General features: G+C 44.0%; 14 protein-coding genes. All 14 read right to left on the bottom strand.

Features of this window, described 5'->3' with window-relative positions; translation table 11 throughout:
• Positions 1-169: 169 nt before the first annotated feature.
• The gene (locus BMX50_RS03610; protein ID WP_091207755.1) at positions 170-1,060 is read right to left on the bottom strand and encodes a bestrophin family protein; all 891 of its coding nucleotides are present in this window, start codon (positions 1,058-1,060) and stop codon (positions 170-172) included.
• Positions 1,061-1,104: 44 nt separating this feature from the next.
• Complete coding sequence (locus BMX50_RS03605) at positions 1,105-1,692, bottom strand: D-sedoheptulose 7-phosphate isomerase (RefSeq protein WP_208864631.1); 588 nt, start codon at positions 1,690-1,692, stop codon at positions 1,105-1,107.
• A gap of 20 nt (positions 1,693-1,712) precedes the next feature.
• Positions 1,713-2,402, bottom strand: coding sequence for a DUF1345 domain-containing protein (locus BMX50_RS03600; protein WP_167667796.1), 690 nt, complete (start codon positions 2,400-2,402; stop codon positions 1,713-1,715).
• On the bottom strand, positions 2,402-3,067 hold the full coding sequence (locus BMX50_RS03595; protein WP_091207752.1) for a hypothetical protein: 666 nt from the start codon (positions 3,065-3,067) through the stop codon (positions 2,402-2,404). Before BMX50_RS03595 ends, BMX50_RS03600 begins: the two co-directional genes overlap by 1 nt.
• Before the next feature lie 11 nt (positions 3,068-3,078).
• The gene (locus tag BMX50_RS03590) at positions 3,079-3,693 is read right to left on the bottom strand and encodes a hypothetical protein (protein WP_143065076.1); all 615 of its coding nucleotides are present in this window, start codon (positions 3,691-3,693) and stop codon (positions 3,079-3,081) included.
• Positions 3,674-4,303, bottom strand: a complete 630-nt coding sequence (locus tag BMX50_RS03585; protein WP_091207746.1) for an HD domain-containing protein — start codon at positions 4,301-4,303, stop codon at positions 3,674-3,676. The genes BMX50_RS03590 and BMX50_RS03585 overlap by 20 nt, the downstream gene beginning before the upstream one ends.
• Positions 4,300-5,646 carry an RIP metalloprotease RseP gene (gene rseP, locus BMX50_RS03580; protein WP_091207743.1) on the bottom strand — a complete coding sequence of 449 codons (1,347 nt, stop codon included), beginning with the start codon at positions 5,644-5,646 and terminating at the stop codon, positions 4,300-4,302. The genes BMX50_RS03585 and rseP overlap by 4 nt, the downstream gene beginning before the upstream one ends.
• Positions 5,643-6,278 carry a hypothetical protein gene (locus tag BMX50_RS03575; RefSeq protein ID WP_143065075.1) on the bottom strand — a complete coding sequence of 212 codons (636 nt, stop codon included), beginning with the start codon at positions 6,276-6,278 and terminating at the stop codon, positions 5,643-5,645. The genes rseP and BMX50_RS03575 overlap by 4 nt, the downstream gene beginning before the upstream one ends.
• Positions 6,254-6,433: a hypothetical protein gene (locus BMX50_RS03570; protein ID WP_091207738.1), complete on the bottom strand. Its 180-nt coding sequence runs from the start codon at positions 6,431-6,433 to the stop codon at positions 6,254-6,256. The genes BMX50_RS03575 and BMX50_RS03570 overlap by 25 nt, the downstream gene beginning before the upstream one ends.
• Before the next feature lie 6 nt (positions 6,434-6,439).
• On the bottom strand, positions 6,440-7,171 hold the full coding sequence (locus BMX50_RS03565) for a ZIP family metal transporter (RefSeq protein WP_091207735.1): 732 nt from the start codon (positions 7,169-7,171) through the stop codon (positions 6,440-6,442).
• Complete coding sequence (locus tag BMX50_RS03560) at positions 7,168-7,716, bottom strand: hypothetical protein (RefSeq protein WP_167667795.1); 549 nt, start codon at positions 7,714-7,716, stop codon at positions 7,168-7,170. The genes BMX50_RS03565 and BMX50_RS03560 overlap by 4 nt, the downstream gene beginning before the upstream one ends.
• Positions 7,717-7,844: 128 nt before the next feature.
• Positions 7,845-9,164: an Nramp family divalent metal transporter gene (locus BMX50_RS03555; protein ID WP_091207728.1), complete on the bottom strand. Its 1,320-nt coding sequence runs from the start codon at positions 9,162-9,164 to the stop codon at positions 7,845-7,847.
• Position 9,165: 1 nt separating this feature from the next.
• Positions 9,166-11,286: a heavy metal translocating P-type ATPase gene (locus tag BMX50_RS03550; RefSeq protein WP_091207725.1), complete on the bottom strand. Its 2,121-nt coding sequence runs from the start codon at positions 11,284-11,286 to the stop codon at positions 9,166-9,168.
• 14 nt (positions 11,287-11,300) lie between these two features.
• Positions 11,301-12,503 (bottom strand): efflux RND transporter periplasmic adaptor subunit, encoded by a 1,203-nt coding sequence (locus tag BMX50_RS03545; protein WP_091207722.1) that lies wholly within the window; start codon positions 12,501-12,503, stop codon positions 11,301-11,303.
• Positions 12,504-12,505: the final 2 nt, after the last annotated feature.

The raw sequence follows: 12,505 nt of genomic DNA, 5'->3' as shown, positions 1-12,505 counted from the left end.
GACTTTTTCTTTTTGATCCTTCTTATGGTCAGGCCATGTTGCTCACCTAATTTTTTTGACTCATTATAAGTTTTTATTCTTTTCCTTTTCTTTTTTCTCATTAACGATAAGCCAAGGTTCTTCCAGTAGAATTCAATGGTTTCTAATTAAATTTCAGGAAATATTTATATTACATGATGTAATAAATTTCCGGCTGTGACGGTTGAACAGGAGCAGCAGGTTTTCCAATCATTTCCCGCAAATTGCCCTCAATAGTTCTGCTCAACGTTGTCATTGGGGTATCGGTCGGTTTATTTTCAAAAGGGTCCTGCATAAGGATCGCAGTACGTTCGATGGCAATGAATAATACTGGAATGGCAAAAGTGAGACAGATCTCTATAAATTTTGATTTATCCTCAAGTCCGAATGGAAGCAAAGTCATGAGCACATAAATTAGAAAATGGATCATTACGCTATAGGATCTCGGGAAAACAGTATTTTTAAGTCTTTCACATTTACCCATTCCATCACATAGTCGTGCTATGGTCGAATCAATTTGAACTTGCTTATTGGCATTAATGTTGAACTTTTCAGATGCATTAGCCAACAAATCAGCATGTTTATCCAGCAAATGATTTGGCAGGTTATTCGTTTTAACCTGGTTAACCGTTACATATTCAGCCACTGGTCCGGTAAAGGGGACTTTCCGAAGATTTTCAGTCAGTGCAAAACACCATAATATTTGTTGCTCTGCAAGTTTTGCCACCAATTCTTCACCATCTTTGGTTTTAGGAAAAAATTGTTTTGCCTGCCTGATCAGTGTGCGGCTATCATTTACTATACCTCCCCATATTATTCTCGCTTCCCACCATAACTGATATGATTGAGACGTACGGAATGCAAGTAGCAATGATAATAAGGTTCCCACAAAGGCAGAGACGGCCAGTGGAATAGAAACTTCTTTCAATAACCAGTAATGATCGAAGGTGCCAGCCAAAATCGCATAAGCGGCAACAGCAATGATGTCATATTTGATCAGGTTCAAAAAATAGGTGATCGAGATTCTTTTTTTTAATAGCATGGTAGATTAAAGTTTTAATTAAATTGAAAGTAATTTAACAATAATTATTTTTCACCCGAAGCAAATATCCGGTCAACAGCGCTGCATAAAAGATGACCGATCAATATATGCATCTCCTGTACCCTGGCAGTAATATCGCTATTTACATTTAAGGTAATATCACAAACAACGGATATCATGCCACCGTTGGCACCCGAAAGACCTATCAAGCGGCATCCCCGGTTCTTGGCTTCTAATAAACCAGAAACAACATTCTCGCTATTCCCGCTTGTTGAAATTCCTATCACTAAATCACCGGGCTGCGCCAGTGCTTCAACTTGCCTGGAGAAAACTGCCGGGAAACCATAATCATTACCTATCGCGGTTAGAGCTGATGTATCGGTAGTCAAAGCGATTGCAGGTAAACCCCGCCGCTCTTTTACATAGCGTCCCGTGAATTCAGCCGCGATATGTTGTGCATCGCTTGCGCTACCTCCATTACCAAAGAGCAGTAATTTTTTTCCGTTCTTAATGGTTTCAATAATCAATTCCGCAGCTTTTTCAAGCTTATTTAAAAACTCAGGATCTTTTAGCGTTGCAGCCGCCTCCAGGTGTTCCTGAATTTCGGCCTTCATGTGTTGGTGATTTTCCATAAGTAAGCTTTATTTGGTGGTTATTTTTGAACAATGCCTGCGATAACATTAATACTCAGCGCTACAATAATTGTGTTAAAGGAAAATGCCAGTAACCCGTGCAAAAGGGCAAGCCGGCGAATACGCCGGGAAGTTACTTGTACATCAGATACCTGGAAAGTCATACCGATCACAAAAGAGAAATAGGCAAAATCCAGATAATCAGGTTTTGGCTCATTCGGAAACTCTAAACCTCCTGGCTTAAATGCTTTGTTGTCCGAACCATCTTCTACATCACAGTAGTAAAAGTGGGCATAACGAAAAGTAAAAATGGTGTGAACTAATATCCACGAAGTAACAACGCAGGCTAATGACAAAAGCACATGAAAGGTTAGTTGTCGCAGATCGTTCTCTGTACCATTTTTTAATAATAATACAATGGCAAATAAACTCGCTACAGATGCAAATATGGCAAATAGGAAAACGAGGGTTTTACTCGAATCCTGGGCATGTGCATCATGGTGCATGGTAGACGGGTGAACTTTAAAGATCGTCAACGCAGAAAGTGTCAGTGATACCAGCGAATATGTCAGCCAGGTTAATAAGTACTGGTTCGAGATGGATACTGCCCCACGAACAGCAATCCAGCATATTGCTGCCAAAGTCAGCGCTACATATAATTTATGGTGGGCATCGAGCCGGGTAATATTTAATTTTATTGGTTTGGTCATTATTTTAATTGATGTGGTAATAATTTAATCGTCATCCCGATGGCCGCTGAAAGATTGGTAGGGTATAATAATTGGTCTCCTCGCAATTTAAGATCACTAAGGCCGGTAGAAGCATAAAGGGATAAGCGGTTGCTTAATGACAGGTTATAATTCAAACCGCCAATCAGGTAATTAGAGCTTCCTTTTAATGCTTTAGCAGGCTGATGGAATCTGAAGAAATTGACACCCAGGTATGGTGTTAAAATCAATGCATCAGGCGCTCGCTTGTTATGAATATCATAGGCTAAATGCAGACCGTACTGCCTATAATAGGTATTATTCGTCCCAAAATTCTTTGCAGCTTCTGCTTGCAAAAAACATTCCCGGTGTAACCGCACAGAAACGCCGAACTGCAAGCCGTAATTAATCCACGATAGGCGGCCGTCAGACTTCATTGTTGTTCTAACCGGAAATGCATTTAAAGCATAGGAAATACGGAAACGTTCTTCCCGTAAAGTATCTACTGATTGATGTTTTGCGGGATATTTTGTATGATCATTGGCTTGCGCCTGGGCATTTAAAGAAAAGCCAAGGAACACGAGCAAAATAAATGGGCTTACCCCGCCCCATAGCCTGGCTATGGGGTTCCGGGGATCTGCCTGAGCTCTAAACGTATGTGTTACCATTGACGGTGGTATTATCTTTCATATTTTGATTTCAACTGTACGATCATTTGCTGCTGCATCTTTAGACGCTGCCATACCTGGTCTTTTTCTTTAGTTGAGAGACCTACCTGCAAAAAACCGGCATTGATCTGATTCAAGTTTTCAAATACCTGAATCATCACCCACAGGTACAATCTTTCCCGATCCAAACCTTTGGGTTGCTGATACCTACTAAAATTTCGCATTGCAGCATCAACGGTCCGCTGAAACAAATCGGGTATTGGGGTGGCAGTTTGTTTGCAGGACGAAGGAAAAAGATCCGCCCGAAGCTGGTATTGTAATTGAACCATAGCTCGCGTAAATCCTGAATTTCCTGTACCGCTCTGTATTGCCGATTCCGTCATCGTAATCTTTAAAGCCCGGTCATAAATGGATCGGGTGATTTTAATGTAGTAGCTACGTGCGTTGTTGGGTGAAAATTTCAGCACCGAATCTGCTGTTCGCTGAATTTGTGTCAGGTAGTCCGGCAATGCTTTTTTGGACGTTAGGGGTTGCGCCAGCAAAGGATGGACTCCTAAAAACACAATGAGGAGGAACATTAATACAGTTTGGCAAACGTTGCTTGATTTAATTTGATTGATCTCCATCGGAAAAGTCGTTTTGTACCTGGTCTGTAAGCCATGATTTTAATTGACTGATATTCCTTTGTTTTACAGGTTCCCAATGCTTCTTCGCGTGAGCGGTAAAATAGGTATGATCGCTCAAGAATTGCAGATTTTGACGAACCCAATCCGAATTGCTATATTCTTTATCTAATACATTCGCCCATTCCATTCGGAGGCGTTCAGAATGAATCGCAAAATCAGGGAGTGCCAGATGACGCATGTCTGCATCACACATAATCGCCTGGAAATGGGTTTTAGGCTCTTGTGGCATCTGTGTGGCCCGTATACATTCATTAACCGGGTTAATGAACAAATCTTTTTTGCCCATACTCCGCAGAAAATCACCGGCAATTGTCATGCTAATTGCTTCATGCCCCTGATAGGTATAACAATATCCGCTATCATGAAACCAGGCCGAAACCATTAATATTTCCTGTTCCCATTCATTGAGGTGCATTTCGGTGCATAGGTCATTTACTGCAGCTACCATCAGCTGGGTATGATCGAGATTATGATAGACCATGCCGACAGCCAGCTTTTGTCCTAAAAGATTGATTATATATTCTTCAGTTTTTTTGATGAGTTCATTCATGGATGCATTGTGTTTAGTGTGCGGATGTCATTAAAAAGTACATAGCCGGATAATAAAAGGATTATCACTAATCCGCTGAGGGAGAAAAAGGCCCAAAATGTCCGGCTGACAGGTTTACGGGTAAATCCCTCGTAAATGAGTAATAACAAGATCCCGCCGTCCATCGGTGGTAGCGGAATTACATTGAACAGTGCAAGCGCAGTGGAAAGAAGTGCTACAAGCTCCCAAAACCTTTTGGGTTCAAAATTTCCGCTGAAAAGTGTGGCGATACGTACGGGTCCTACAAGTCCTTCGTTGGCTTTTACCTCACCTGATACCAGTTGGCTTAATCCGCTGGAGTTTTCAGATATGGTGTTCCAAACTTTATTAGTCCCTGCGGAGAGGGATTGACTTAATGTAATCCTTTGGGGTTTAACCAGAGGCAGTTTGTTATCCACGCTAAAGCCGATATGGCCGTCTTTCTCCTGATGGGCCAGCATAGTACTGGTTTTGCCGTCATGAATAACCGTCAGATAAAGCTGTCGCTGTTTATTCTCCTTTAATCGAATGATAAAATCATTATATGATTGTACGTAATCCCCATTAAGAGCGACGATATGCGATTTTTTAAAAGTCTGATTGTGGCGCAGATCGATGTTCGTGTAAATAGAATCTACCTGAAATCCTGCTTTTATCGAAAAAAATTGAGTTAACCCTTTATCTGCGACAAGCTGCATGATCTTTGGCGAGACGGCAACGTGCATGTGTATTTTTTCCTTGCCCTGATGACGGACAATGGATAAAACAGTATTACCCCGCATCAGGTGAGTACTCAGCAACTCGTCTTCATATAGAGAAGAGTCGGCATTGATCGATGTAACTTCATCGCCTGGCTGTAAACCGGCCTGTAACCCTAACTCACCAGGAAGTATGATTAAATCCCGGCCAATAGCAGTGACCTGGTTCCGGCCATAATAAAGAAAAATCCCGCAGTAAATAATCAGCGCCAGACAGAGGTTCATTGCGATACCGGCAGACATAACGATCAGGCGCTGCCAAACTGGTTTATCTCCATACCGCTGACCTTGTGGAACCTCCGCATCTTCATCGGCCTCATCCTCATCCACGGCTGTAAGACTTCCGGCCATCCGAACGTAGCCGCCAACAGGCAGCCAGCCTATACCAAACTCCGTTCCCTTATAATTGTATCGATACAATCGCTTATCGAAAGCATCGAAGAAAAGGTAAAACTTTTTGATCCTGATACCGAAAGCTCTGGCCGCAAGAAAATGCCCCAGCTCGTGGATGAAGACGAGCAGGCTCAGCCCAGCCAGAAATTGCGTGATCATGATCAGGATGTTCATAGGAGATCGCCAGTTTGTGTTAATTGAATTGCTCCATTAATTTGCTGGCTCACATCGGTTAACGACCGGATCAAAATTCCATCGTAATATCCTTGTGCCTTACCGCAGGTTAAATGGATGAATAATTCATTATTTTGAAGGAATCGCGGCATGAAAGGTGCCACCTCTGCCCGTAACAGGTTAGTAAGCGCTAATAAGCGTCCCGGGTGTAACAGGAAGATGGATACCTCGGAGGCATACTCACCCAAGCTATCTTCCGAAATACTACGGAGGGTCTTCAGATCTTTGAGGGCAACAAGGGCCATTTCAGGTGTGTTATTATTAACCGGTTGAAACCCTCGGTCGATACCCATTCCATTGAAATCATCTACCAATAACCGGTACCGGTAACTCACCTTGACAGATTGGGGCCATAACTCAACAATGATTGGTGAATAAGGAACCAGGGCATAGCAGTTCAGCCCCAGTGAAAGTCTGCGCGCCAGCGTCAGGTAAACCTGCAATTGCAGGTTACTATCCGTTATAGCCCGGTTATCCGGGTTGACTTTAATATGCAGGAATTGGTATGTACCCGCATCCTGGGTTACTTTAAACGGAAAATCCATATTTACCCCTCCAAATCTAAAAACCATTGTTGGGCCTGTTTAACGGCCTCCTTCTCCCTGGTACTTCCTTCCGGGATGTCGCTTTCTTTCAAATTCGCCTCAATCTCCAGTGCTTTAGATTTTACTTCAGGCTCCAGGTCTTTCAGTGGCGTTTGCATGTTTTTCGATTGATCTTGTTCCATTAGTTTTTATAATATTATGCCCAGAATTAGAAATATCAGGAAGCCTCCAAAGAACAATGCCGTATAAAAAGGCGAATCCTTTTCCTCATGTGCCTCGACTAAAAGTTCCTCGGTCACCAGGTACATCAGTGCCGCCGCTCCGAACGAAAGGATAAATTCCATTACCTTATCGGGAGCATTGTGCAACAGGAATAAGCCAGCTACCGCGCCAATCAAAAACACAATTCCAAGGCCTATCAATACCTGGTACATTTTACCCCTGCTTACTGCGGATGATTGAATGGTGGTAATGACTGCAATACCCAATGAAAAACATTCCAGCGCCAGCGCGAATGCCAGCAAAGTACCTTCCTTTTGGCCGGCAGCAAAGCCGATACCCAGTAAGATCCCATCGATGAGCAAGTCGATACCGATAGCGCTAAGTGCCGCCCATGGCAATTTGCCCGTCTTATCTTTGTTAGCCGCTTTTTCTTCCATTTTTTCAGTTACCTGCTTGACGATCAGCATTGATGCAATACCAAATACGAAACCAACCACGATCAGCAACGGGTCATGGATCTTGATCATATCCGGCAGCAACTCTACAGCTACGACCGAGAAAACTACACCTGCCGCGAAATGTAACGTCATACTTTTAAAGGCACTGCTGGCTGTGCGGAAGATGCCCAGGATTCCCCCAGCGATTAGCAGAACAACTGGGATTAAGGTAAACAGGATCTCTTTTTCTAATTGGCTCATAATTTTATATACTTATATAGTTCCGGAAACTGTTCTTCACTGGCCAGGCTGATCCGCACATAGGTAATACCCGCTGCTCCAGCGGCAATTGCTAAAGCAATTAATAATTGTAATGGGAAAAATTTCCTTTCCATTAACGCGGCCAGGTTAAGTCCGAGGCTGCATAGGGTCAGCATCACTTTTACCATCCAATGCCGTTTGCGCAAACAGAAATAGGCCAACAGGCACATACCTGTTACGACCGACCCGGTAACAAAGAGAATTTGACAACTTTCATAGGGTTTGGGATGGGCAAAGTTCAGTGACCTGCCGCATAATTCTGGCCAGAACCAACGCATAGCCTGGTTAAACAAAAGCAAAACAGCCGTAAGCAACAATCCAAACATGGAAAACCTGTTCAGCCAAAACATAAATCGCACGCGTTCTTTGTAGAGGAACATGAGAATAATTGCGCACCAATACGGAATCCAGTAGGGGACATTAATTAAATGAGGTGCCATGCTCCGAACCTGCTGCCATCTGACATACTGTACTGTTGTTTCCAACCAGCCATTTACTGCGCCAAGGTTTACATGAAAAACCGTAAAAATTACAGCGATCAGAAAACAGCTCATTGCTGCGATAGTAGCCCAGCAAACGATCTGAAATGTTTTTGAATCATATTTACTGAACTTCATTTGCTAAAAAATTCGAGGTAAATCAAAAAAAATGCTCCTGCTGTCATCACCAGCAAACAGAGTGTTCCCAAGACATTGGATAATGTTTTATTCGTGTACTCGCCCATGATTGTTTTGTTATTGGCGATGTGCAGCACAATTCCAATAATTACGGGACAAGTAACCCCATAAAGTATGGCTGTATATAGCAATGCATCTACCGGGTTGATACCGAAATAATTAATACCCAGACCCAGTAACACGGAAATAATCAGAATTACATAAAAGGCTTTTGCCTGATGAAATTTCTTATCAAGGCTGCCTTTTAAACCAAAAGTTTCCGTGACGATATAGGAAAGCGAACCACTTAACACAGGAATAGCAAGAAAACCTGTACCGATGATACCTACTGCAAACAACAGATACGACAGCCTTCCGGCAACAGGGGCTAATGCTTTTGCAGCTTGCTCGACTGTATCGATATTTCTTACACCATGCGAATAAAGCGCCGTGCCTGTTGCCAGGATGGTGAAGAACATGATCAGGTTGGACAAAAACATGCCGAGGTTAACATCAACGCTCATCTTTTGGATAAGCAAACCAAGTAATTTTCGCTCCCGTTTCTCACCATTATCTGGATGAGCCTCGCTCAGCGTTAACCTTCGTTTGTTAACGATCAATTGCCGTTTTACAGTTTTTACGTCCTCGGCTTCCATTGCCGTCTGCCAGAAAAAGAGATATGGTGAAATGGTGGTTCCCAATATCGCAACCAGCACGCCGATAAAATCTTTATCCCAACGAAAAGTCGGTATGACGGTTTGTTTAAGCACCTGCCACCAGTCCGGTTTTGTAAAAAACGGTACCGCTATGTAAAGCAGTAGGGTAAGACATAGGTATTTTAATACCGCAACGAACTTTTGGTATGGCAGATAAACAATAAAAAAAAGCAACAGACCTGTAAAAGCAATGCTGAAGTAAATGGGTGGCACTGATGGAATAAGCAAATTAGCGACAGCACCCATTGCAGCAATATCCGCTCCGATGTTCAGAATGATGGCAGGTACACTAAAAATCAACATCAGGTACAAAACAGGTTTGCCATAATGAGCCTTCAGCGTAGTCGTTAAACCCGCTGAGGTGATCAGGCCAATCCTGGCGCACATTTCCTGAATTGCCGCCATTAACGGGAAGGTGATGATAACAGTCCATAAGGTTGTTAAACCATATTTAGCTCCGGCCTGCGAATAAGTCGCTATACCCGAAGGGTCATCATCACTGGCCCCGGTCACGATACCTGGCCCCAGCGCCCCCAAAAACTTCCTGATCTTTTTGAGCATCTTATTTCTTTTTTCCTTTCGCCGAATTATTATGACCACTATCGTAAGCCAGCAAGCGAAGTGCGTTAAAAACCACCAGGAGTGTTGAGCCTTCGTGAGCGACAACCGCCGGGCCAATAGATGCAATTCCTAATATGGTCAGCGGGATCAGTACAGCGACCATTCCAAGGCTGATACACAAGTTCTGTTTAATAATGCCCCGCGATTTACGGCTAAGGCCTATGGCGAATGGCAGGCTTTCGAGTTTATCCCCCATTAATGCGATATCTGCTGTTTCCAACGCTACATCGGAACCGGCTGCACCCATAGCTATCCCCACAGTACTTTTGGCCATAGCCGGAGCGTCATTAACGCCATCACCAACCATCGCCACTTTTTTCTCTGATTTATCGAGTTTTTGAACAGCTGCAACCTTATCTTCCGGCATCAGGTTACCCCAGGCATCGGTTACGCCAACTTCTTTGGCGACGGCTTCAGCAACCTGCTGGTTATCGCCGGTTAGCATGACCATTTTTTTAATGCCCAGCTCTTTTAACTGGCTGATCACGTTTTTGGCCTCTTTTCTCGGGGTATCCATCAGGGCGATAATGCCCAGGAAGTTTTTTCCGGATTTCACTGTCATAGAGGTGTTGCCACCTTTCTCCAGTTCCTCAACCTGTTTCTTCAATTCCTCGGGCAGCGTTTTGCCAAAAAGTGCCAAATTGCCGATCAATATTTCGTGACTGCCGATCTTAGCCTCTACACCTTTGCCAACAATACCTTTTACACTGCTGGCTTCCGGGATTTTGTGGTTTTTCTTCAACCGCTCCATACCGCCCTTAACAATTGCCTCGGCAAGGGGGTGATCACTCAGGCGTTCCACTGCGATAGCAGTTTCCAGGAGTTCTTCTTCTGTAATGCCTTCAAATGGAATAACCTGTGTAAGTTTGGGTTTGCCTTCGGTTAGCGTTCCTGTTTTATCGAACGCGATGGCTTGCAGTTCACCCAAATCTTCCAGCGGACGTCCGCCTTTGATCAACACCCCTCCGCGCGCGGCACGGGCTACTCCGCTTAACACGGCACTGGGCGTACTAATAGCCAAAGCGCAGGGACTTGCTGCAACAAGCACAGACATAGCCCGGTAAAAGCTTTTGCTGAAAGGTTCGTCGATGACAAGGAAAGCAAAACACAGCGCTGTTACCAGTACCAGTACAGCAGGTACAAAATATTTCTCGAACTTATCCGTGAACAACTGCGTAGGGGATTTCTGCTTTTCTGCCTCATTCACCATTTTTACCAGGCGACTGATGGTTGAATCTTTAGCCTCACGAATCACTCTAACCTCTAATGCTGAACCACCGTTGATGGTGCCGGCAAATACGCGGTGCTCAGGTTTGATTGATTTCTCTGCACTGTAATCCTTATCTGGATCAGTCACGGGCCGTTTGTCTACCGGTACACTTTCCCCGGTTATCGGGGCTTGATTCACGCTGCCTTCTCCTTTGATCACGACACCGTCCGCAGGAATTTTGCTGTTTGGTTTGATCAAAATGATCTCGCCCAATTGCAGGTCTTCTATCAGGATTTCGGTTTGTTTCCCGTCTTTGATAACAAGCGCGGTTGGCGGTGCCAAACTGGTGAGCGCTTCTATGGATTTCCGGGCTTTGCCCATGGCATAATGTTCCAATGAATGGCCCAGGCTGAATAAAAATAACAGCAATGCACCTTCCAGCCAGGAACCGAGAATTGCGGCACCAACTGCTGCCACCAGCATCAGGAAATCGATCTCAAAGCCACCTTTCAATACGGTTTCTACAGCTTCTTTGGCTGTAAAGTACCCGCCGAAGAAGTAAGCGACGATGTAACAGGAAAGACTTACCCAATCCGGCAGGCTCTTAATGAAATGCAATCCCCAGCCTGTCCCCAGCGCCACACCGCAAAGGATCGCGAAAATGAGTTCGGTATTTTTTCCAAAAACACCACCATGTTCATGATCATGGCCTTCTTCATGTTCATGGTCTTTCTCGTTATGCTTATGACCCTTTTTTTCCTCTTTATCCTCTGGCCGACTGATATCTACCCTCGGAGTTTCGTGCTTGTGGCCATTTCGCTGGGCCGCATTTTTGCTTTCCTGTTTTTTCATCGTTTTTTAGGATTTTATTCTTCTTCGCTATTTTTAAGCTTACTCAAAAGGTCATAAGCACCTTTTGTAACTATTTGGCTATTAGCAGGTACTTCGGCCGGCAATTGCACCGCGATATAACCTCCTTCATTTACGCCGGTCGTAACCGGCGTCATTTTAAATCGGTATACTTTGGTATCACCATCTTTACGTTTTTCATTGGCGGTCCCTGTACTCAAAAACACATATTGCTTCCCTTCAAAATTCACAACGGCAGTTTCCGGAAGTGCAGGGGTCGCGTTTTTCCCGGTTTCAATAAATGCCTTTACGTAAGTTCCCGGCAAGAAATTAAAGCTGCCTTTGGCAATACTGTGAATGCGTATCGTCTTGTCCGCATTGATTTCTTTACCTACAAGGGAAACGATTGCCTGGCGCTCTGTTGAGTCGTTGGTTAAAGTAAAGCGTACGGTTTGGCCGGTTTTTACTTTTTCGGCATCCCGCTCGAATACATTTAATTCCACGTGGAGGTTATTGCTGTTTACTATTTCCAGCATGATATCATTTGGATTAACAAATTTACCTACGTTGGTATTCACCTTGGTCACGTAGCCGCCTATAGGTGCATAGATATTTACCGTACTACGTATGCCTGCCGGTGTCAGCTTTTCAGGGTCGATATTGATCAGGCGCAAACGTTGGCGCAAGGCCGCTTCGCGCGCCATTGAACTCTCATAACTGGCCTTGGCCTGTTGTAAAACCTTTGTAGCCGTTACATTTTGCGAGGCCAGGGTTTGCTGACGCTTGTACTCGGCTGAATTAAGATCATGCTGGCTTTTGCTATCGAGGTAGTCTTGTTGTAATTGTACATAATCCTGGTTTTCCAGTATGGCGATCACTTGCCCTTTCTTAACTACAGAACCTTGAAGCACCGGTATCGATTTTACAATACCACCCATTTGGGTGCTGATGCTCACTAAATCCTGTGGTGGTACGTCTATAAATCCGTTAACTTTCAGAACACCACTTAGCGCTTTCTGGCTTACTGTTTCCAGTTTAACACCCAAAGTATTATACTGCGCGTCGCTGATCTCAGCGACATTACTTTCTTCTTTCTTTTTCGTGGTATCTGCCGTAGCAGCAGTTTCTTTATTGCCACCACCACTGCAGCTGCTCATCGATAAGGCCAGTGAAACGATGATCATCAGGCCCGAAAATTTTATTATTAATTGCTTTTTCATTT

Source organism: Mucilaginibacter gossypiicola (assembly GCF_900110105.1).
Lineage (GTDB): Bacteria > Bacteroidota > Bacteroidia > Sphingobacteriales > Sphingobacteriaceae > Mucilaginibacter > Mucilaginibacter gossypiicola.
Note: the sequence above shows the minus strand (reverse complement) of the source record. Positions and strands in the feature narration are given on the sequence as shown.

Excerpts from the sequence above, each read along its gene's own strand:
- rseP (WP_091207743.1), bottom strand. The coding sequence starts at position 5,646 with ATGAACATCCTGATCATGATCACGCAATTTCTGGCTGGGCTGAGCCTG.
- BMX50_RS03590 (WP_143065076.1), bottom strand. The coding sequence starts at position 3,693 with ATGGAGATCAATCAAATTAAATCAAGCAACGTTTGCCAAACTGTATTA.
- BMX50_RS03555 (WP_091207728.1), bottom strand. The coding sequence starts at position 9,164 with ATGCTCAAAAAGATCAGGAAGTTTTTGGGGGCGCTGGGGCCAGGTATC.
- BMX50_RS03575 (WP_143065075.1), bottom strand. The coding sequence starts at position 6,278 with ATGGTTTTTAGATTTGGAGGGGTAAATATGGATTTTCCGTTTAAAGTA.
- BMX50_RS03605 (WP_208864631.1), bottom strand. The coding sequence starts at position 1,692 with ATGGAAAATCACCAACACATGAAGGCCGAAATTCAGGAACACCTGGAG.
- BMX50_RS03545 (WP_091207722.1), bottom strand. The coding sequence starts at position 12,503 with ATGAAAAAGCAATTAATAATAAAATTTTCGGGCCTGATGATCATCGTT.
- BMX50_RS03570 (WP_091207738.1), bottom strand. The coding sequence starts at position 6,433 with ATGGAACAAGATCAATCGAAAAACATGCAAACGCCACTGAAAGACCTG.
- BMX50_RS03585 (WP_091207746.1), bottom strand. The coding sequence starts at position 4,303 with ATGAATGAACTCATCAAAAAAACTGAAGAATATATAATCAATCTTTTA.
- BMX50_RS03600 (WP_167667796.1), bottom strand. The coding sequence starts at position 2,402 with ATGACCAAACCAATAAAATTAAATATTACCCGGCTCGATGCCCACCAT.
- BMX50_RS03595 (WP_091207752.1), bottom strand. The coding sequence starts at position 3,067 with ATGGTAACACATACGTTTAGAGCTCAGGCAGATCCCCGGAACCCCATA.
- BMX50_RS03610 (WP_091207755.1), bottom strand. The coding sequence starts at position 1,060 with ATGCTATTAAAAAAAAGAATCTCGATCACCTATTTTTTGAACCTGATC.
- BMX50_RS03550 (WP_091207725.1), bottom strand. The coding sequence starts at position 11,286 with ATGAAAAAACAGGAAAGCAAAAATGCGGCCCAGCGAAATGGCCACAAG.
- BMX50_RS03565 (WP_091207735.1), bottom strand. The coding sequence starts at position 7,171 with ATGAGCCAATTAGAAAAAGAGATCCTGTTTACCTTAATCCCAGTTGTT.